Annotated in this window: 15 protein-coding genes; 3 read left to right on the top strand and 12 right to left on the bottom strand. The window is 62.3% G+C overall.

Annotation, left to right across the window (positions count from 1 at the left end; translation table 11 throughout):
- Positions 1 to 15 precede the first annotated feature (15 nt).
- The 7 genes from gap to ABWV42_RS05000 all read right to left on the bottom strand — a co-directional run bounded on the left by gap (position 16) and on the right by ABWV42_RS05000 (position 8617).
- Positions 16 to 1014: a type I glyceraldehyde-3-phosphate dehydrogenase gene (gap, locus tag ABWV42_RS05030; RefSeq protein ID WP_255103153.1), complete on the bottom strand. Its 999-nt coding sequence runs from the start codon at positions 1012 to 1014 to the stop codon at positions 16 to 18.
- A 142-nt stretch (positions 1015 to 1156) separates the two neighbouring features.
- Positions 1157 to 2551 carry a cryptochrome/photolyase family protein gene (locus ABWV42_RS05025; protein WP_353339145.1) on the bottom strand — a complete coding sequence of 465 codons (1395 nt, stop codon included), beginning with the start codon at positions 2549 to 2551 and terminating at the stop codon, positions 1157 to 1159.
- 70 nt (positions 2552 to 2621) lie between these two features.
- Positions 2622 to 3026 (bottom strand): Cu(I)-responsive transcriptional regulator, encoded by a 405-nt coding sequence (gene cueR / locus ABWV42_RS05020; protein WP_353339144.1) that lies wholly within the window; start codon positions 3024 to 3026, stop codon positions 2622 to 2624.
- Entirely contained in the window at positions 3023 to 5476 is a 2454-nt protein-coding gene (locus ABWV42_RS05015; RefSeq protein ID WP_353339143.1) for a heavy metal translocating P-type ATPase, read from the bottom strand. The genes cueR and ABWV42_RS05015 overlap by 4 nt, the downstream gene beginning before the upstream one ends.
- Before the next feature lie 151 nt (positions 5477 to 5627).
- Positions 5628 to 6683 carry an NAD-dependent epimerase/dehydratase family protein gene (locus ABWV42_RS05010; RefSeq protein WP_353339142.1) on the bottom strand — a complete coding sequence of 352 codons (1056 nt, stop codon included), beginning with the start codon at positions 6681 to 6683 and terminating at the stop codon, positions 5628 to 5630.
- Between the two features lie 12 nt (positions 6684 to 6695).
- Positions 6696 to 7517, bottom strand: coding sequence for an SDR family oxidoreductase (locus ABWV42_RS05005; RefSeq protein WP_353339141.1), 822 nt, complete (start codon positions 7515 to 7517; stop codon positions 6696 to 6698).
- Positions 7518 to 7618: 101 nt separating this feature from the next.
- Complete coding sequence (locus tag ABWV42_RS05000) at positions 7619 to 8617, bottom strand: helix-turn-helix domain-containing protein (RefSeq protein WP_353339140.1); 999 nt, start codon at positions 8615 to 8617, stop codon at positions 7619 to 7621.
- A 178-nt stretch (positions 8618 to 8795) separates the two neighbouring features.
- On the opposite strand from ABWV42_RS05000, the gene ABWV42_RS04995 reads away from it, so the two are divergent.
- Both ABWV42_RS04995 and ABWV42_RS04990 read left to right on the top strand, forming a co-directional pair.
- A complete protein-coding gene (locus tag ABWV42_RS04995; protein WP_353339139.1) occupies positions 8796 to 9254 on the top strand; it encodes a (2Fe-2S)-binding protein in 459 nt (152 codons plus the stop codon).
- A gap of 3 nt (positions 9255 to 9257) precedes the next feature.
- The gene (locus ABWV42_RS04990; protein WP_353339138.1) at positions 9258 to 11498 is read left to right on the top strand and encodes a xanthine dehydrogenase family protein molybdopterin-binding subunit; all 2241 of its coding nucleotides are present in this window, start codon (positions 9258 to 9260) and stop codon (positions 11496 to 11498) included.
- Positions 11499 to 11553: 55 nt separating this feature from the next.
- Here the strand turns inward: ABWV42_RS04990 and ABWV42_RS04985 are convergent, their stop codons facing one another.
- From ABWV42_RS04985 to speA, 5 genes are all read right to left on the bottom strand, one after another.
- On the bottom strand, positions 11554 to 12627 hold the full coding sequence (locus tag ABWV42_RS04985; RefSeq protein ID WP_353339137.1) for an AbrB family transcriptional regulator: 1074 nt from the start codon (positions 12625 to 12627) through the stop codon (positions 11554 to 11556).
- A 76-nt stretch (positions 12628 to 12703) separates the two neighbouring features.
- Complete coding sequence (gene speB / locus ABWV42_RS04980; protein ID WP_353339136.1) at positions 12704 to 13549, bottom strand: agmatinase; 846 nt, start codon at positions 13547 to 13549, stop codon at positions 12704 to 12706.
- Positions 13546 to 14715, bottom strand: a complete 1170-nt coding sequence (gene nspC / locus ABWV42_RS04975) for a carboxynorspermidine decarboxylase (protein WP_353339135.1) — start codon at positions 14713 to 14715, stop codon at positions 13546 to 13548. Before nspC ends, speB begins: the two co-directional genes overlap by 4 nt.
- A gap of 96 nt (positions 14716 to 14811) precedes the next feature.
- Complete coding sequence (locus tag ABWV42_RS04970) at positions 14812 to 16023, bottom strand: saccharopine dehydrogenase family protein (protein ID WP_255103127.1); 1212 nt, start codon at positions 16021 to 16023, stop codon at positions 14812 to 14814.
- Positions 16024 to 16047: 24 nt separating this feature from the next.
- The gene (gene speA / locus ABWV42_RS04965) at positions 16048 to 17937 is read right to left on the bottom strand and encodes a biosynthetic arginine decarboxylase (RefSeq protein ID WP_353339134.1); all 1890 of its coding nucleotides are present in this window, start codon (positions 17935 to 17937) and stop codon (positions 16048 to 16050) included.
- Between the two features lie 296 nt (positions 17938 to 18233).
- Between speA and ABWV42_RS04960 the strand changes: the two genes are divergently transcribed.
- Positions 18234 to 20147, top strand: coding sequence for an AsmA family protein (locus ABWV42_RS04960; protein WP_353339133.1), 1914 nt, complete (start codon positions 18234 to 18236; stop codon positions 20145 to 20147).
- Positions 20148 to 20154: the final 7 nt, after the last annotated feature.

Here is a 20154-nt window from a genome sequence, read left to right as displayed (position 1 = left end):
GCCGGATGGTGCGGCTTACATGTTGCCCATCTTCACGGCGACGTCTGCCATGCGGCAGGAGAAGCCCCATTCGTTGTCGTACCATGCCAGGACGCGGACGAGACGACCGCCGATGACCTTGGTCTGGTCGGCTGCGAAGATCGAGCTTTCCTCGGTGTGGTTGAAATCGGTCGAGACCAGTTTTTCCTCGGTGTAGCCCAGAACACCTTTCATGGCGCCGGCGGAAGCTTCGGCCATTGCGGCGTTCACGTCAGCTTCGGTGACGTCTTTCTTGGCCACGAAGGTCAGGTCAACGGCGGACACGTTCGGGGTGGGAACGCGAACCGCGGAACCGTCGAGTTTGCCTTTGAGTTCGGGCAGAACTTCGCCCAGGGCCTTGGCGGCGCCGGTCGAGGTTGGGATCATCGACATGGCTGCGGCGCGGGCGCGGTACAGGTCTTTGTGGCGACGGTCGAGGGTCGGCTGGTCGCCGGTGTAGGCGTGGATCGTGGTCATGATGCCCGATTCAATGCCGAAGGCGTTGTTCAGTACCTTGGCAACCGGTGCCAGGCAGTTGGTGGTGCAGGAGCCGTTCGAGATCATAGTATCCGAGGCTTCGAGCATCTCGTCGTTGACACCGAAAACGATGGTCTTGTCGACGTTCTTGCCGGGGGCCGACAGGAGAACCTTTTTCGCGCCACGCTCGAGGTGCTTTTTGGCTTTCTCACCGTCGTTGAACTTGCCGGTGCATTCCAGAACGATGTCGCAGCCGCTCCAGTCCAGTTCGTCCATGTCGTAGGTCGAGTACATCTGCATCTCGCCTGCGCCGAGGTCCATCATGTTCTCGCCGATTTTCACTTCGTTGCGGAAGCGGCCGTGGACCGAGTCGTAGCGGATCAGGTGGGCAGCGGTCTCGAGCGGGCCGGTTGCGTTTACCTTGACAACCTTGATGTCTTCGCGCGCGCTTTCGGCGATGTGCATCAGGGTGCAGCGGCCGATGCGGCCAAATCCGTTGATACCTACAGTGACGGTCATGATAGACGTATCCCTTTGTCCAGAATTTGCGCGCGGTATATGCGGGAAGTTTCCTTTCGGAAAGGGGGGGCGGGGCCACTAAGGCCAGTGTTAGCGATAAACGTGACGTGGTGGCACCAGCTAGCGGTAACAAGATCGGGAGTTACGCGGTCTTGGTCTCATCGAAAGCGGCGAGTGCGCGGGCGCGCGAATCCTTCAGATCGACAAGCGGCATCGGATAGGTGGTGCCAAGCGTGATGTTCGCGGCCTTCAGGACGAGGGCCGGGGCCTCCCACGGGGCGTGCAGCGAGCGGTCGGGCAGGGCGGCGATTTCGGGGACATAGGTCCGGATATAGCGGCCGTCGGGATCGAACTTCTGGCTTTGGGTGACCGGGTTGAAAATGCGGAAATAGGGCGCGGCGTCGGCGCCTGAACCTGCCACCCATTGCCACGAGGCCGGGTTGTTGGCGGGGTCGGCGTCAAACAGGGTGTCGTCGAACCAGTGCAGCCCGTGATGCCAGTGAATCAGCAGGTTCTTAACGAGGAAAGAGGCGACGATCATGCGCACCCGGTTGTGCATATAGCCGGTTTGCCAGAGCTCGCGCATACCGGCATCCACGATGGGAATGCCGGTCTGGCCCTTTTGCCATGCCGTGAGGAGGGCGGTGGCCTCGGCCCAGGGGAAGGCATCGAATTTGGCGTTGAGATTGCGGGTGGCGATATCGCCGTTGTGGAACAGGAGCGAATAGGAGAACTCGCGCCAGCCAAGTTCCGACAGGAAGTGATCGCGATCCTGCGAGGCGGGCAACTGGCGGGCGCTGTGCCAGACGGTGTTCGGGGAAATCTCGCCAAAGGCCAGGTGGGGCGAGAGGCGCGAGACCTTGGGATCGGCCGGGATGTTGCGGCCGTCCTTGTAGTTGATGATGCCGTCCTGAAGGAAGGTGTCGAGACGGGCCTGTGCGCCTGCTTCGCCGGGGGACCAGTGGGCGAGGGTGTCGATATCCCAGCGCGGTGTCGGGATCAGGTTCAGGTCGTCGATCTGCGTGGGGTTCGGGGCGTCGCTGAGGGTGAGGTCCGGCGCGGGCAAAGGCGCGCGGGGCGGCGCGGCAGAGAGGCAACCCTTGCGGTAGAAGGGTGTGAAGACGCGGTAGGGGGTGCCGTCGGCTTTTTTGACTTCCCACGGTTCCCAGAGAAGCGCGCCGTTTTCGGAAATGACCGAGATGCCCTGATCGGAAAGAGCGGCCTTGAGCGCTGTATCGGTTTCGATGCCGGTGGCGTCATAGCGGCGGGTCCAGGTGACGGTTGTCGCGCCGGTTTCATTGACCAGTTGGGGCAGAATCGTGGCGGCGTCGCCGGTGAAGACGCGCAGGGTGCCGTTCAGCGCGGTGTTCAGGGCGTCTAGCGATCGGTGCAGCCAAGCGCGGCTGGCCCCGCCGAGGGGCTGGTTGTCTTCGAGGATGAAGACGGGCAGCACGGTGCCGGATTGGGCGGCGCGCAGAAGGGCGGGGTTGTCGGAGAGCCGCAGGTCGCGGCGGAACCAGTGAATCGCAATCGTCATGCGGGGCAAGCTAGGGCTTGGGGCGGGCAGGTCTAGGGAGAAATGACGAAATTCGAGGAGGGGTGTGAGCCTAGCCTTTGTGGCAGGCTTTCGGGCTGGCGAGATCGTTCAGGATCGGACAGTCGGGGCGGTTGTCGCCGGCGCATTCCGAGACGAGATGCGAGAGCGTCTCGTGCATGGATTGCAGCTGTTCGATCTTTTCTTCGATGCGGGTCAGGTGTTCGGTGGCGACCTGTTTCACGTCGGCGCTGGCGCGGGCCTCGTCCTTGTAGAGGGCCATCAGGGTGCGGCAGTCTTCGATCGAGAAGCCAAGGGCGCGGGCGCGGCCAAGAAAGGACAGGCGGTGCAGGTCGTTCTCGTTGAAGCGGCGATAGCCGTTGTCCGAGCGTTCCGGCAGGATCAGGCCGATGTCTTCGTAGTAGCGGATGGTTTTGGCGGGCAGGCCCGAGCGGGTCGAGATTTCACCGATGTTCATTGGGTGTCTCCTTTGGCGATGGCGGGAGAAAGCGTGCGAAGGCGCAGGGCGTTGGACAGGACGAAGACCGAGCTGAGGGCCATCGCGCCCGCGCCGAGCATGGGCGAGAGTTGCCAGCCGAGCAGGGGATAGAACAGGCCAGCGGCGACGGGGATCAGGGCAACGTTATAGGCAAAGGCCCAGAACAGGTTTTGCCGGATGTTGCGCATGGTCTGGCGCGAGATATGCAGGGCGTTGACCACGCCCGAGACGTCTTCGGACAAGAGCACCACGTCGGCGCTTTCGATGGCGACATCGGTGCCAGAGCCGACGGCGATGCCCGCATCCGCAGTGGCCAGTGCCGGGGCATCGTTGATGCCGTCGCCGACAAAGGCGATGGGGCCGTGGGCGGCGCGCAGGGCGGTGACGGTGTCGGCCTTGCCCTCGGGCAGGATTTCCGCGGCGACATGTTCGATGCCGAGATCGGCGGCGATGGCCTTGGCCGTGGCGGTGTTGTCGCCGGTGATCATGGCGACGGTGTTGCCCATGGCGTGCAGGCGGTCGATGGCTGCGCGGGCCGAGGGTTTGACCTGATCCGCGACCGAGACGAGGCCGGCAAGCTGTCCGTCGAGCGCGATGTAGAACGGGGTCTGGCCCTTGCTGGCGAGGGATGCGGCCTGATCGGCGAGGGCGGCGATGTCGATACCCTCGCGGGTCATCAGGCGGTCGGCCCCGATCAGGATGTCATGGCCTTCGACCGTGGCGCGGACACCAAAGCCGCCGATGGCGTTGAAGTCTTTCACGGGCGGAAGGTCGAGCCCCTGTTCCAGCGCCGCGCTTTCGATGGCGCGGGCGATCGGGTGTTCGGACTGGCTTTCGACGGCGGCGGCAAGGCGCAGGAGGGCGGCCTCGGGCATGGTGGTGGCAATCAGCGCCGACAGGGTTGGGCGGCCTTCGGTCAGGGTGCCGGTCTTGTCGAAGGCGACAACCGAGACGTCTTCGAGGCGTTGCAGTGCCTCACCCCGGCGAAACAGGACGCCAAGTTCGGCGGCGCGGCCGGTGCCCACCATGATTGAGGTCGGGGTAGCGAGGCCCATGGCGCAAGGACAGGCGATGATCAGGACGGATACGGCGGCGACCAGCGCATGTGACAGGCGCGGTTCGGGGCCGAACGCCAGCCATGCGGCAAGGGCCGTCAGGGCGATGGCGATCACGGCGGGCACGAAGATCAGAACGACACGGTCGGCCAATGCCTGAACCGGCAGCTTGGCGCCCTGTGCCTGTTCGACCATCGCGATGATGCGGGCCAGCATGGTGTCGCTGCCAACGCCGGTGGCGCGGTAAGTGATGGCGCCCTGACCGTTGACCGTACCGGCCACCACGGTGTCGCCGGTGGATTTCTCGACCGGGATCGGTTCGCCGGTGATCATGCTTTCGTCAATAAAGGAAGCGCCGGTTTCGACGGTGCCATCCACCGCGATGCGTTCGCCGGGGCGTAGGTGCAGGAGGTCGCCTAGGACGATCTGGTCAACCGGAACTTCGGTGACGCTGCCGTTGCGTTCAACGCGGGCGGACTTGGCCTGAAGGCCGACGAGTTTCCGGATGGCCGCCCCTGTGCGGCCCTTGGCGCGGGCTTCGAGCCATCGGCCGAGAAGGATCAAGGTGACGATCACGGCGGCGGCTTCGAAATAGACGTTGCGGGCGGCGGCAGGCAGGAGGCTGGGGGCGAAGAGCGAGACGGTGGAGTAGCCCCACGCTGCCGAGGCTCCGAGGGCAACAAGCGAATTCATGTCGGGCGTGCGCTTTAGCAATAGCGGGATGCCCTTGGTGAAAAAGGCGCGACCCGGCCAGAGCAGCACCAGCGTTGTGAGCAGGAATTGCATTGTCCACGAGGTGGTGAGCCCGATGTTCATGTGAATCCAGTGATGGAAGGGCGGGAACAGGTGGCCGCCCATTTCGCCGATGAAGACAGGGAGGGTCAGGAGCGCGGCGATGAGGAAGGCGTTGCGTGCCGTGGTGACCTTGTCGGCGTCTTCGCGGGCGGGTGCGTCGGATTCCTCTGCGCGTGGTGTCGCGGTATAGCCCGCGCCGCGCACGGCCTGCACCATGTCTTGGGGCTGGATGGCACCGCGCAGGGCGGTGATCTGGGCGGTTTCGGTGGCGAGGTTCACATGCGCCTCGAGAACGCCGGGCAGGGCGTTCAGGGCCTGTTCGACGCGGGCCACGCAGGAGGCGCAGCTCATGTCGGAGATGTCGAGGGTGATGGTGTCTTCGCGAGCCGGATAGCCCGCGCTGCGCAGGGTGGTGCGGATGTCGGCGGCGGCGGCGCTGGTCAGGTCGACGAGGCCGGTTTCCGAGGCGAGGTTGACGGAGGCCGAGGCCTGTCCGGGCATGGCCTGAAGCGCGCGTTCGGCGCGTCCGGCACATCCGGCGCAGTTCATTCCGCTGATTTCAAAACGCAATGTGGTCATCGGGCAATCCGTCGAGTCGTGGTGTTGCCCATGTTATAAGGCTTCCAGTCGTGGGAAGGTCAAGGCTTCCTGTGGCGGGAATGTTTGAAAAAAGGCGCCAGCCCGGTGGTTCGGGTGGCGCCTTTGGCATCCGTGAGTGGGTTTGCGGATGTTAAGCCTTGTCGAAGACCCCGTTGTCGACCATCTGGGCGAACATGTCTTCCATGCTTTCGCGCAGAGGGCGGTAGGTGACGCCAAGGGTGCGTTTGCCTTTGGAGTTGTCGGCACGCCATTCGACGTTGACGTTGTTGCTGACGAACTTGCGCGGGATGCCCGAGAGTGGGCCGACCAGCCAGACCAGCCATTTGGGCAGGGCCTTTTTCGGCAACGGATAGTGGTCGCCGTATTTCGGTTGCAGCGCGAGGCCCATCTCCAGCAGGTTCGAGTTGTGAGCCGAGATGATGTGGCGGCCTTCGGCTTCGGGGGTGAAGGCGGCGGCGATATGGGCCTGCGCGAGATCGCGCACGTCCACAAGCCCGATGCCAGCACGCGGCGCACCCGCTTTCATGGTGCCATCCCCGATCTGGCGCACGATATTGAAGCTCTCGGAGGTGGGGGCCTGATTGGTGGCCGGGCCGATCACCAGGGACGGGTTCACCACAACGAGATCCCATTGCGACTGATCGTTGGCGACCTCCCAGGCGGCCTTTTCGGCCAGCAGTTTGGAGTAGGAGTAGGGTTGGTAGTCGAGCGAGGCAGTGGTGTTCCAGATGTCCTCGGTCAGGGTGCCGTTCGGGGCGGCGGCGCAGTCGATGGCATCGGTGTAGATCGCGGCGCAGGAGGAGGTCAGGACAACCCGTTTCACGCTGTCGGTGCGGGAGGCCTCGGCCAGCACGTTGCGGGTGCCCTTGACCGCCGGGTCGATCAGCTGTGTCTGCGGGTCCTTCACGTTGACCGTGAAGGGCGAGGCGGTGTGGAAGACGGTTGCGCAGCCCTGCATCGCCTCGGCGTAAGAGCCTTCGTCAAGGAGGTCAGCTTTGAAGAGCTTGAGCTTGCCGGGGCTGTTTTCGGCCATCTTCAATAGGTGTTGCACCTTGCCGAGGTTTTGAGGGTTGCGCACGGGGGCGTGGACGGTGAGACCCGCGTCGAGCAGGCCTTTGACGATCCAGCCAGCGACGTAGCCGGTTGCACCGGTGACCATGACGGGGAAGGTGGTGTCAATCTGCATCACGGGGTCCTTTCAGAGGCCAAGCTGTTGTTTCAGACCACCGAAAAAGGTGGCGTCATCGAGGGCCTTGCGGTTGTCCAGAAGTTCAACCGCGTCGGCACCCGCCCGATAGCGCAGGGTATTGGTGCCATCCGTCACCGCGTCCCAGATGACTTCGGCGACAACGATGGGCTGTGAGGCGCGGGTGGCCATTTCTTCGCTGCCCCATGCGCCGAACAGGGCCTGAACAACAGGCTGGTATTCGGTCATGGCTTCGTCGTTGACGAAGTCGAAAGAGCGGCCGCCGAAATCAGTGGCGATCATACCCGGTTCAACGATCTTGGTCTTGATGCCGGCGGCTTCGAGTTCAAAGTGCATGGCTTCGGAGATGCCTTCGACTGCGAACTTGGTGCCGTGGTAGAGGGCTCCGAGCGGGAAGGTCATCTGGCCACCGATCGAAGAGATGTTGACGATGGTGCCCGAACCGTTGGCGCGCATGTGGGGCAGGACGGCCTTGGTGGTCTCGATCAGGCCGATGACGTTGGTGTCGAACTGGCGTTTGATGCGATCCATCGGGAACGCTTCGAGGGGGCCGTATGCGCCGTAACCTGCGTTGTTGAGCAGGACGTCAATCTTGCCAAATGCCTTGATGCCTTCGGCAACTGCGGCTTCGATTGACGCGCTGTCGGTCACGTCAAGCCGGGTGACAAGGGTGTTGGGTAGTTGCGTCAGCTCGTCTTCATTTTCGGGGCGGCGCATGGTGGCGATGACGTTCCAGCCCTTGTCGTGAAACAGCTTGGCGGTGGTTTTGCCGATGCCAGAGGATGCGCCGGTGATGAGAATGGTCTGGGTCATTGGAAACTCCTGTGGGTTCACGTTCCGCTGCCCATGAGATACGCAGCGTGGCGTGACGTTTCAAAAACGGATTGTGCCAAATGACTTGCGAATTGCGCCAATTAGTGGGCGGCCATGCCGCGTGCCTGCAGTGGAGTCATGCCGGTCCAGCTCTGGAACGCGCGGTAGAAGGAATTTGGGTCTCGATACGCCAGAAGATACGAGATTTCCTCGACGCTCATGTCGTCGTGGCGCAGGTATTGCAGTGAAAGTTCCGAGCGCACACCGTCGAGGACGGACTGGTAGGTGGTGCCTTCATCGCGCAGTTTGCGCTGAAGACTACGGCGCGACATGCAGAGGCGATCACAGGCGGAATCGACCGAAGACTGGCCAGCTGGAAGCATTTCGAGCAGAGCATTGCGCAGGCGGGTTGTGAGCGGCGTGTCGCTGTTTTTCTCTTCGAGTTGACGGGTCAGATCCTTGACGAAACCGGCCAGCAGTTCCGGGTTTTCCGAGATCAGCGGGCGGGTGGCGTCTTCGATGCTGAGGTGGATGGCGGGCAGGCCGCTGGAGCTGGGCTCCATCCCGAAGAAGTCGATCAGCTCGGGCGTCAGGGTGACGCCTTCGGGCAGGGTGATGTCGAGCGGCACGATATGTTCCGCGGTGAAGCAGCGGCAGCACTCCACGAAATACACCAGTTCAAACATCGCCATGCAGGCGGGCATGGCCACCGTTGGATCCGAGGACTGGAAGGTGAGCGAAACCTTTACGTCGTCGCGTTCGACGCCAAGTTTGCAGGGGGCGACGAGGGGTTTGAACAAGGCCATGCGCTTGACGCCGCTTTCAATGTCGGCGCTACAGGAGAAGGCATAGACCGGCGGCACAAAGGGGCCGTGGGCGAACATTTTGCCAAGGAAAAGCGCGAGATCGTCGCGTTTGGCCTCTTGCTCGATGGCGGCGAAGATATCGAAGAACTGCCGTGCCGTGCTACCCTTGCCTTCGTTGTCGAGATAGTCGGGCGCATAGCCCGCACGACGCAGGACGCGTTCAGGGGAAATCTTGAGAACCTGACAGAGCTGTTTGAATTTCTGACCGACGGGGTAGAGGTTTTTTTGGCTCATGAGGGACCTGCACGGTGGCTGATTTACACGGTTCAGAGTGGCGCGCGGGATCCCACCAATCCAGAGGTGACGCGACGTTTGGCACCATCTGAAAGGATTTTGGCACGATCTGCAAGTTAAATGCCGGGAGTTAGTGCTAATCTGTTAGGCAAGCGATTTGGTCAACAGGAGGCAGCGCGTGCAACTGGTTGTGGACGGAAAGACTCATGAAGTGGATGTCGAAGAGGATATGCCGCTTCTGTGGGTGCTCAGGGATGAGCTGAACATCAAGGGTGTGAAGTATGGCTGCGGTGTTGCGGCGTGTGGGGCCTGCACGGTGCATATCGACGGCGTGGCGGTGCGGTCGTGCCAGACTCCGGTTGCGGATGTGGATGGTGAGGTGACCACCATCAACGGTCTGGGCCAGCCAGACGCATTGCACGCGGTTCAGGAGGCCTGGATCGAGACGCAGGTCGCGCAGTGCGGCTATTGCCAGTCGGGACAGATCATGCAGGCGGCTTCGTTGCTGAGCGACAACCCCACCCCGTCGGACGACGAGATCGATGAGGCGATGTCGGGCAACCTCTGCCGGTGCGGCACCTATCCGCGTATCCGCGAGGCGGTGAAGCTGGCGGCAACCAAGGTGCAGGGGGCGTAAACCATGGCTAGTGTTGGAAAAATTGCCCGTCGTACATTCCTTATCGGGTCGGCTGCTGTTCTTGGCGGCGTGGCCTTTGGTGTCTACAAGGTGCGCTCGCCTTCTGCGAACCCGCTGGAAGATGGGCTTGCCCAAGGGGCAGCGACCTTCAATCCGTGGGTCATCATCGAAGGCGACAAGATCACGCTGATCGGGCCGCACGGCGACAAGGGGCAGGGGGTTGCGCATTCGCAGGCGGCCCTGATTGCCGAAGAAATGGACCTCGAGTTCGGCCAGTTCGATGTGAGCTTTGGCAAGCCGGCGGCGGCCTATTGGAACCGCGCTTTGGCGGACGAAGGCGTGCCCTTCATGTCCACGGACGAGAGTTTTACCGCCGAGACGATGCGCGGCGTCATGGGCGGCTTGACCAAGCTTCTCGGGATGCAGATCACCGGTGGGTCGACCGCAATGCCCGACAGTTTCGACAAGTTGCGCGAGGCAGGGGCCATCGCACGGGAGACGCTTAAGGCGGCTGCGGCCCAGAAAAGCGGGATCAATACGACCGCGCTCAAGACCGAGGCGGGTCATGTGATCCTGCCGGATGGCACGAAGCTGAGTTACCAGGAACTGGCCCCGATTGCCGCGGGTCTCGAGCCGGTGACGGACGTGACGTTGCGTGATCCGAGCGCGTGGCGCCTGATCGGCAAACCGATGCAGCGTCTTGACATCATCGCCAAGTCAACTGGCACCCAGACCTATGGCATCGATATCGAAGTGCCGGGGGCCGTGCACGCGACAGTCAAGGTGAACCCGCGTCAGGGTGGAGCCTTGAACGGCTATGACGCCGGCGCCGCAAAGGAGATGCGCGGTGTGAAGGGGATTGTCGAGATCACGGGCGGCGTTGCGGTGATCGCCGACAACACCTGGCGTGCGATCCAAGCGGCGGAAGCCATCGATTTTGACTGGGGAGAGGCGCCCTATCCGGCAGAGCAGGATCAGCACTGGGAGGCCATTGCAGCGTCGTTCACCGAAGACAAGCTGGACAAGCAGTGGCGTGACGATGGCGATGCCGCGGCGGCGGTTGCGGCCGGTGGTGCCTTTGCGGCGGAATACCGTGCGCCCTATGTGGCCCATGCGCCGCTTGAGCCGTTGAACGCAACGGTTCTTGTCGAAGAGGGCGGGGTCACGGTCTGGACCGGGCACCAGATTCCGCGCCAGTTGCAGGTTCTGGTGGCCGAGATCACCGGCCATGAGCAGGAGCAGGTCACGCTGCATAACCAGTTCATGGGCGGCAGCTTTGGTCATCGTCTTGAGTTTGAACACATCAAGCAGGCGGCGGAGATTGCCAACCAGATGCGTGGCACGCCGGTCAAGCTGACCTACAGCCGGGAAGAGGATTTTGCCCATGACTTCCCGCGCCACATCGGCATGGCGCGTGCTGCCGGTGTCGTGAAGGACGGCAAGGTCGAGGCCATCGACCTTCAGGTGGCGATGCCATCGGTCGTGGAGTCCCAGATGGGCCGAGCGAAGATCCCGGTGCCGGGGCCGGACAGCCAGATCGTGGCAGGCTCGTGGAACAATCCCTATGACCTGCCGAACTACCGGATGCGCGGCTATCGCGTGCCGGGTCTTGCGCCGGTGTCGTCATGGCGGTCGGTCGGGGCTTCGGCCAACGGGTTCTTCTTTGACAGCTTCCTGGATGAGTTGATCCACGAGGCGGGAGCCGATCCGATGGAAGAGCGTCTGCGCCTGATCGGGCATGATACCAGCCGCAAGGTGCTTGAGGCGGTGGCTGAGATGTCGTCCTGGGGCGGTGAGCTTGGCCCGAACAAGGGGCGCGGCGTTGCCTTTGTCGAGAGTTTCGGGGTGCCGACTGCCGAGGTGATCGAGGTGACGAACACGGATGCCGGGATCAAGATCGACAAGGTCTGGGTTGCAGCGGATGTTGGCACCGTCGTGGACCCGGTGAACTTTGAAAACCTTGTGCAGGGGGGCGTGGTCTTTGCCCTTGGTCACGCGATCAACAGCGAGATCACCTATGCCGATGGTATGGCCGAGCAGGCGAACTATTGGGATGCGGAAGGTATGCGTCTGCGCCAGTGTCCCGAGATCTTCGTGCGCGGCCTTGAGAACGGTGACAAGGTGCGGGGCATCGGCGAACCTCCGGTGCCGCCGGCAGCGCCTGCGCTGGCCAATGCGATCTTTGCCGCAACTGGGCAGCGGATTCGCGAAATGCCGTTCAGCAAGCATATTGATTTCGTCTAAGGCGCGACGGAACTGACATTTGGAAAGGCAGGGTCTTGGGCCCTGCCTTTTCATTTTATTGCGGTGTCGCGCGTCGGGCGAGGATCGAGATGACCGTGACCGTGAAGGAAATCCGGAACAGGTGATGCGCGGCAACCAGCACCGGGCTGACGCCGAGGCTTAGGGCGATCAGGCCCATTTCGGTGACGCCGCCGGGTGCAAAGCTGATGAGAACAGCCTCGAAGGGCATCGGTGAGAAGGGGGCGAGCAGCGTTGCGATCCCGAAACCGAGCCCGAGCAGAACGGTGACCACGAGAATGCCAAGGCCAAGGCAGGAGAGCAGGTGGCGCAGGGTGGTGCGGGCGAAGGTGGCACCAAGGCCCACGCCAACAACCAGCTGGGCGCCGTTCAACAGGATCGCCGGTCCGGAAATATTGACGACACCGGTGGCCTGAAGCGTCGCGGTGAGGGCGAGGGGGCCGATCATGTGGCCCGCCGGCAGGCGCAGTTTGATCCCTGCAACACCGCCGACGAGGGCGAGGGTGGCGATAAGAAGCCAATCGGTCACTTCGACGGGCGCGGCGTTGAGGTGCTGGCCTGCCGCGCTGCCGACCGCTTCGCCGGTCCAGAGGTAGAACAGGGTCGGGATGGTCACAACGACGATCACGATGCGCAGGAAGTGCTGAATGCTGAGGGTTTCGACATCGCCGCCAGCCTTCTCGCCGAGGGAAACCGCTTCGATCAACCCGCCGGGCATTGCGGCATAGGTGGCCGTGACGGGGTCATAGCGGCCGATATGGCGAAAGATGCCATAGCCGATTGCATGGGCGGCAAAGACAAAGGGCACCATCGCGAGGATCGTGATCCAGATGCGGGGCAGTTCGCCCGCCATGTCGGCCTTGAAGGTCGAACCGATCAGCACGCCGATGACGGCAATGAACGTGGTGCGCAGGGGCTTGGGGTACCACGGTCGGCTGCCGGTGCGGGCAAAGGTCACTATGGCATAGGTTGCAACGAACACCAGGCTGCCCAGCAGAAAGGGAATGGGCAGGCCGAGAGTACGGGCCGAAAGTGCGCCGGCGAGGCCCAGAAGCAGCAGGAATAGCAGGCCGGGGAGCTTGGGGACGAGTGCGCGCAGGTCTGAAAACATGAAAAGACCTCTGAGGAGAGGTCTTTCAGTTAACACACGGCTAACTTGTTAACAAGTTTCCGGGCGCTGGAGGCGATCAGGTACAGGCCGCCATCAGGCGATAGACGATCTGGGCTGCGGTGAAGTCCCATGCGGCGTTGCCGTCCGGGGCCAGTTCGACCACGTCAAGGCCGACACAGGTGCGGCCCTTGAGAGCGTGTTCCACCAGTTGCAGCGCCTGATAGTAGCCGAGACCACCGGGAACCGGTGTGCCGGTGGCGGGCATCTGGCTGGGGTCAAGGCCGTCGACATCAAAGCTAACGTAGACCAGTTCCGGGAAATCCTCGGGCAGGTCGACCGCGTGGATGTTGCCGGTGACCAGTTCCTCTGCATCCTTGAAGAAGACATCGTTGGCGGTACGGCTGTCGACTTCCTGCTGGCACAGGGCACGTACCCCGAATTGCGCCAGCCGGATGCCTTCCTCGGCAAGGAGGTGCATGACGCTGGCGTGGCTGTGTTTGTTGCCCTGATAGGCCACGCGCAGGTCGGCGTGGGCGTCGATCTGGACAAGGCCCACAGGTTTGCCAAGGGCGCGGGCCACCCCCATCACGGCCCCGTAGGACAGCGAATGTTCCCCACCCAGCGTGACGGGCAGTTTGCCCTCTTTAACCGCGGCCCCGGTGCGCTGGGCAAGGCGTTCCATGACCTCGGGCATCGGGCCATCGCAATCAAGCGGCGCTTCGGTGAAGATGCCGCTGGCGCAGGGTTCCTTGCCGTTGCAGATGCGTTCAAGCTCGTTCGAGGCCTCGATGATCGCGGCGGGGCCGTCCTTGGTGCCCGAGCCATAGGAGACGGTGCGTTCGAGCGGCACCGGGATCACGCGGAAGCGGGCGTCTTCGCTGCGTTCTGCTTCGGAAAGTTCGCTGTCGAGGAAAATGCTCATGAGAGTCTCTCTTTGAAGTCTTCGTAGCCGAATTGCCTGATGAGGGTCAGCGCGTCGGTCTCGCTGTTCCAGAGCGCGATGGTGGGCAGGGGCACGCCGTTGAAGGTGTTGGTCTTGACCATCGAGTAATGCGCCTGATCGAGAAAGGCGAAGCGTTGGCCGATCTTCAGGGGCTGTTCCCACGTGTAGTCGCCGATCACGTCACCGGCGAGGCAGGAGGGGCCGCCAAGGCGGTAGGTGTGACCGGTGTCGGCTTCGTCCAGAAGGGCGGGGCGATAGGGGGCCTCGATCACGTCGGGCATGTGGCAGGTGGCCGAGATGTCGGTGATGGCGAGGTTCATGCCATTCTGCGGCAGGTCGAGGATCTCGCCGACAAGAATGCCCGCATCAAGCGCCACGGCCTCGCCCGGTTCGAGGTAGACGTCGAGGCCGTATTTAGACCGGATGTCCTTGATCAGCGCGATCAGCACCTCGGTGTCATAGTCGGCGCGGGTGATGTGATGGCCGCCGCCGAAGTTGATCCACTTGAGATCGTCGATATAGGGCTGGAGCTTGAACTCCACGGCCGACCACGTGCGCATCAGCGGCTCTACACCCTGTTCGCACAGGGTGTGCATGTGAAGACCATCGACGCCCTGCATAACCTCGGCACTCAACTGGCTGATCGGGGTGCCAAGACGCGAGCAGGGGGCGCAGGGGTCGTACTTGGGAAACTCGCCCTCGGAATGCTCGGGGTTGATGCGCAGCCCGACCTGCACGCCTGCGGCCTGGGCCTTATCCAGGAAGCGGTCTTTCTGGGTGGGGCTGTTGAATATGATGTGGTCGGACAGGGAGAGGATTTCGTCGATGTCCTGATCCTTGTAACCGGCACAAAAGGTTGCAACCTCGCCGCCGTATTCCTCGCGGCCGAGACGGGCCTCGAAGATGCCCGAGGCACAGGTGCCGCCGAGGTACTGGCGTACCAGCGGGGCCAGTGAGAACATGGAGAAGGCCTTGAGCGCCGAAAGCACATGGGCGCCGGATTGGTCGGCGACATCCCTGAGGATGGTCAGGTTGCGCTCGATGGCCTTTTCGTCGACCACGAAACAGGGCGTGGGCACGCGGGAGAGATCGAAGTCGCGGAAGGCACCGGCATCACCGGCCTGCGTGGTCATCATGTCGGACATGGGAAAGGCCTCTGGGGGTTGGCGGAAAGGCTTTTGCAAAAGCCTTTCCACGCGATTTCGAAATCGCGTCAAGCCGCTTGCAAGCGGCTTGGGCGCTTAGAAGTCGACCGGACCGTCGAGTTCGTGGACCTGCCAGGGCAGGCCGTGGTCGTTCAGCATGTCCATGAAGTTGTCGGGATCAAGCTGTTCCATGTTCCAGACACCGGGTTCTACCCAGTTGCCCTTGAGCACCTGTGCGGCGCCGATCATGGCAGGCACGCCGGTGGTGTAAGACACGGCCTGCGAGCCGACCTCGGCATAGCATTCCTCGTGGTCGCAGATGTTGTAGATGTAATAGGTCTTTTCACCCGAGCCGTCCTTGGCCTGACCGGTGGCGATGTCGCCGATGCAGGCTTTGCCCTTGGTTTCCGCACCAAGGTCGCCGGGATCGGGCAGCAGGGTTTTCAGGAACTGGATCGGGATGATTTCCTGACCGTCGTGCATCACCGGGTCAATGCGGGTCATGCCGACGTTTTCGAGCACCTTGGCGTGCATGATGTAGGCGTCACCGAAGGTCATCCAGAAGCGCGCCCGTTCGATCTCGGGGAAGTGGGTCGAGAGCGACTCGAGTTCCTCGTGGTACATCAGGTACATGTTCTTGGGCCCGATGGCGGGAAAGTCGAACTCGACCTTGGTGGTCATGGCGGGGCTGGTTTTCCACTCGCCGCCTTCCCAGTGGCGCACCTCGGCCAGCACTTCGCGCAGGTTGATCTCGGGGTTGAAGTTGGTGGCGAACTCCTGATCGTTCGACCCGCCATTGGCGTCCAGAACGTCGATCTGGCGGATGGTGTCGAGCTTGTGCTTTTTCAGCCAGGTTGCGAAAACGCTGGTCACGCCCGGATCGAAGCCGGAACCGAGGATGGCGGTCAGGCCGGCCTCTTTGAACTTGTCCTGATAGGCCCATTGCCAGTGGTATTCGAACTTGGCCACGTCTTCGGGTTCATAGTTCGCGGTGTCGAGATAGTGGCAGCCCGCTTCGAGGCAGGCATCCATCAGCACCAGATCCTGGTAGGGCAGGGCCAGGTTGACGAGGATCTCGGCCCCGGTTTCCTTGATCAGCGCGACGGTGTCGGCCACCTTGTAGGCGTCCAGCGCGGCGGTCTTGATCTCGACGCCGGTGCGTTCCTTGACGCTTGCGGCGATGGCGTCACATTTCGATTTCGTGCGGCTCGCCAAGGTGATCTCGGTAAAGATATCCGAGTTCATCGCCATCTTGTGCACGGCTGCGTGGGACACGCCACCTGCGCCGACAACCAGAGTCTTACCCATGCGCTAATCTCCTGAGGCTGAGGGTTATTCGTAGTAAGTATAGCCGTTAATGCTGTCGCGGTAAGCGGCCATGATCTGTTTGCGTTCCGAGGATTTCAGCATACCGGCCGAAATCGCGCCGTCGACCAGTTTGCGGAAGGCGGCGACGCAGTCGTTGGGATCGTATTCCACGTAGGACAGCACCTGCGAGATGGTGTCGCCTTCCTGTTCGTGCAGCAGGTCAAAGCCGCCGTCGGCCCGCAGGTCGATGGTGACGGCGTTGGTGTCGCCGAACAGGTTGTGCAGATCGCCAAGGGTTTCCTGATAGGCACCGATGAAGAAGACGCCGAGGTAATAGGGTTTGTCCTCGGGCAGGGAATGCACTGGCAGCGAGGGCGAGACGCCATCGGCAAGGATGAAGCGGTCCACCTTGCCGTCGCTGTCACAGGTGATGTCAGAGAGCACCGCGCGCCGGTCGGTGGGTTCGTTCAGCATTTGCAGCGGCACGATCGGGTGCAACTGGTCGATGGCCCATGAATCCGGCAGCGACTGGAAGAGCGAGAAGTTGCAGTGGTAGATGTCGGCCACTTTCTCGAGCTGCTCGTCGATGTCCGAGGCGTCTTCGATGTCGGCCACAAGGGTTTTGATGCGCGCCATCAGGTGCAGGTAGACACGTTCGGCGCGGGCCATCTGGCGCAGGTCGATATAGCCGCGGCGGAACAGGGCGCGCAGTTCGTTGCGATAGAAGCTGGCGTCGTTCCAGCATTCCTGGAGCCGTTCGGCAGAAAGGTAGCCGTTTACGGCGGCCAGATCGATCAGCAGGTGATGGTCGTCTTCTTCGATCTGCGGCGCGGCGGGGGCGTCGTAGAGGGTGGTTTCCAGAACGTTGAAGATCAGGATCGACGAGGTCGCCGACACGGCACGGCCGCTTTCGGTAACAAGGGTCGGGTGGTCAACGCCGGCTTCGTCCATCGCGTAGAGAACGGTTTCCACAACGTTGGCGCAGTATTCCGCGACCGAATAGTTGATCGAGTTTTCCGCCGCTTTCTTTTCGCCCGTATAGTCGACGCCCATGCCGCCACCGAGATCGAGGTGGGTCAGGGGGACGCCTTCGTTGGTGAGTTCTGTGTAGTAGCGGCAGGCTTCGCCGACGGCGCGGCGGATGTCGTTCACGTCGGGCACCTGGCTGCCGAGGTGCGAGTGTTGCAGCTTGAGGCAATGCAGCAAGCCCGCATCGCGCAGCTTGTCCACCACCGAGACCAGTTGGTCGGTGTTCATGCCAAAGGCCGAGCGGTCGCCCGAGCTTTCTTCCCATTTGCCGCTGATCTGGTTGGTCAGCTTGACGCGGACGCCCAGCATCGGCTCGACGCCGAGTTCCTTGAACACCTCGATGACGGTGTCGGCCTCTTTCGGGCTTTCCAGCACGATCACGGTGTTGAAGCCGATGCGGCGGGACAGGATGGCGAGGCGGATGAACTCGGCATCCTTGATGCCGTTGCAGACGATCAGCGCGTCCTTGGCCAGACGGTGCGCCAGCGCAATGACAAGTTCCGGTTTCGATCCGGCCTCGAGACCATAGCTAAACTCTTGTCCGAACTCGACAATCCGGTCGATGACCTGCGCCTGCTGGTTCACCTTGATCGGGAAAACGCCGCGGTAACAACCCTTGTAGCCGGTGCGCTTGATCGCATCGCGGAAGCTTAGGTTGATGTTGCGGATCTCGTTTTCGAGGAACGAGCTGACGCGCAGGATCATCGGGACGTGCACGCCGCGTTCGTCGAGGTCGGACAGGATCGCTGGCAGGGGAACCGGCGGGTTCTCGGGTTGCAGCGGGTTGAGGAGACCTATGTCGCCCTCCGGCGTGACGGTGATGAGGCCTTTGCCCCATTTATCAATACCATAGTCGAGATACGGTGCGCCGTGAGCTTGTTTCAATCAGGTGTCCCCGCGAGATTGGAGCCGGAAGTTTGAGAGCCGCCCTTTAGGGCCGTTGCGTGATTCGTCCAAGCATTATTTGGGTTTGGCCGCATTTTTCGGTGTCGAAAAGCCGCGTATGTATTGCGTCGGTATTGCGACGGTATCACGGCGGTGGGTTTTGGGGAAAGAACCCGAGGGGTGGGCGGAGGCGATCAAGACGTTTTGAAGACATGGCCCCAAGATGACACGTTCCGAGTGTTGCGGCAAATCAGGTGGCGGCGTAGGCTTTGATCTGAGTTTTCTTGAGGTGTGTCATGCGTTTGATCCGAATTCTGCTGATGGTTGTTGTTGTGGTCGTTCTGGGGCTGGTTGCGCTTGTGGTGCTGCTGCCGGGTGAAAAGATTGCCAAGATCGCGGCAGATCAGGTCAAGGCGCAGACCGGGCGCGAGCTGAGCTTTGACGGCAAGGTCGGTTTGAGCTGGTATCCTGTGCTGGGTGTGAGCACGGGGGCAGTGACCCTTGGCAACGCGGACTGGTCGGATGCCGGGCCGATGTTCAGGGCCGAAAGCGCCGCGATTGGCGTGGATGCGATGAGCCTGATTGGCGGCGATATCCGGATTACCAAGATCGAAGCGGTGCGCCCCGAGGTCCTTTTGGAAGTGGCCAAGGACGGGCGGGCCAACTGGGAGCTGTTTCCGGAAAGTGGTGCCGCAACCGAGACGTCGGCCAGTGGAGAGAGCGGCCTTGGTGGGCTTGTTCTGGAGAGCCTGAACATCCGTGATGCAAAGCTGCGGTATGTGGATCACGGCGGCGAGAGTTTCGAGATTTCCGACGTGGACGCGGCGCTGCGCTGGCTTGGCAAGGGCAAGCCTGCCGAAGTGGACCTGACCCTGCGCCCCGCTGGCGACGAAGTGAGCCTGAATGCGGTGGTGAGTGACCTTGAGGGATTGCTTGGCGGCGCTGTCACAAATGTTCAGGCCAAGGTGCGCGCCGCCGGGGCAAGTGTTGATTTCGATGGGCGTGCAGCTCTTGATCCGCAGGTGGCGGGGATGCTGGATGCCAACGTGCCCGACCCAGACGCGCTCATGAAGGCGCTGGGCCTTGCGCCGTCGGGCGTGGCGGGGCCGGCGGGGATCAAGGGGGAGATAACCCTGACCAAAGAGGGGCAGTTTTCGCTGCGCAACGGCAGCATCACGGCCTTTGGCAACAGCCTGACGGCGCAGGCGGACGTCTTTACCAATGGGCCGCGCCCCGTGGTGAATGCGCAGTTTTCGGCGGGAGGCCTTAACCTTGTGCCGCTGATGGGCAGCGGGGGCGAGAGCGCCCCAAGCACGGCGGGATGGTCGAAAGACCCGATTGACGCCAGCGCGCTGGGGCTGATCGACGGCGAGATCGGGCTTTCGGCAGAGAGTATTGATCTGGGCAGTGCCAAGCTTGGCAAGACGCGGGCTATTGTGGCGATCAAGAATTCGCGGGCGGTGGTGACCCTGCGCGAGGCGCATATCTATGACGGTGTGGCGTCGGGCAAGGTGGTTGCCAACAACCGCAAGGGTTTTTCGGCGCGGGCGGATGTCTCGATTGCCGGTCTTGAATTGCAAAAGCTGCTTTCGGAAACGGCGGGGGTGACGCGGCTGTCGGGCAAGGGCAAGGCCGATATTTCGGTTCTGGCGTCGGGTAAGTCGATGCATGCGCTGATGAACTCGCTTGATGGCAGCGGATCTGTGGATGTTGGGCAGGGCAAGATTTCCGGGATTGATCTGGACCGCCTGCTGCGCGGTCAACCGGGGGGTGGCACCACGGTGTTTGACGCCCTGAGCGGGTCTTTCGTGATCAAGAAAGGCATCCTGAGCAATGACGACCTGTTGTTGTCGCTGCCCAGCGTGATTGCAAAGGGCGCAGGCACCGTGGGCATCGGGCCGCGCAATATCGACTATTTGTTCACACCCCAGCTGCGCAGCGAGACCGACGACGGGCTGGCGGTGCCGGTGGAGATCAAGGGCAGCTGGGACAACCCGCAGTTCATTCCGCGTCTCGACAAGGCGCTGGGACGGGATGTCGACCTCGAGATCGATAAGGTGACGGACAAGGCCAAGTCCGAGGTAAAACAGAAGCTGGAAGAAAAGCTTGGGGTGCAGTCGGGCGAAGAGCAATCGGTCGAGGATGCGCTCAAGCAGAAGCTTGAGGACAAGGCGGTCGACAAGCTCAAGAATTTGCTGGGCGGGAATTGATGACTGA

Source organism: Pelagimonas sp. KU-00592-HH, assembly GCF_040369695.1.
Lineage (GTDB): Bacteria > Pseudomonadota > Alphaproteobacteria > Rhodobacterales > Rhodobacteraceae > Shimia.
The sequence above is the reverse complement of the archived record's forward strand: the minus strand, read 5'-3'. Positions and strand labels throughout refer to the sequence as shown.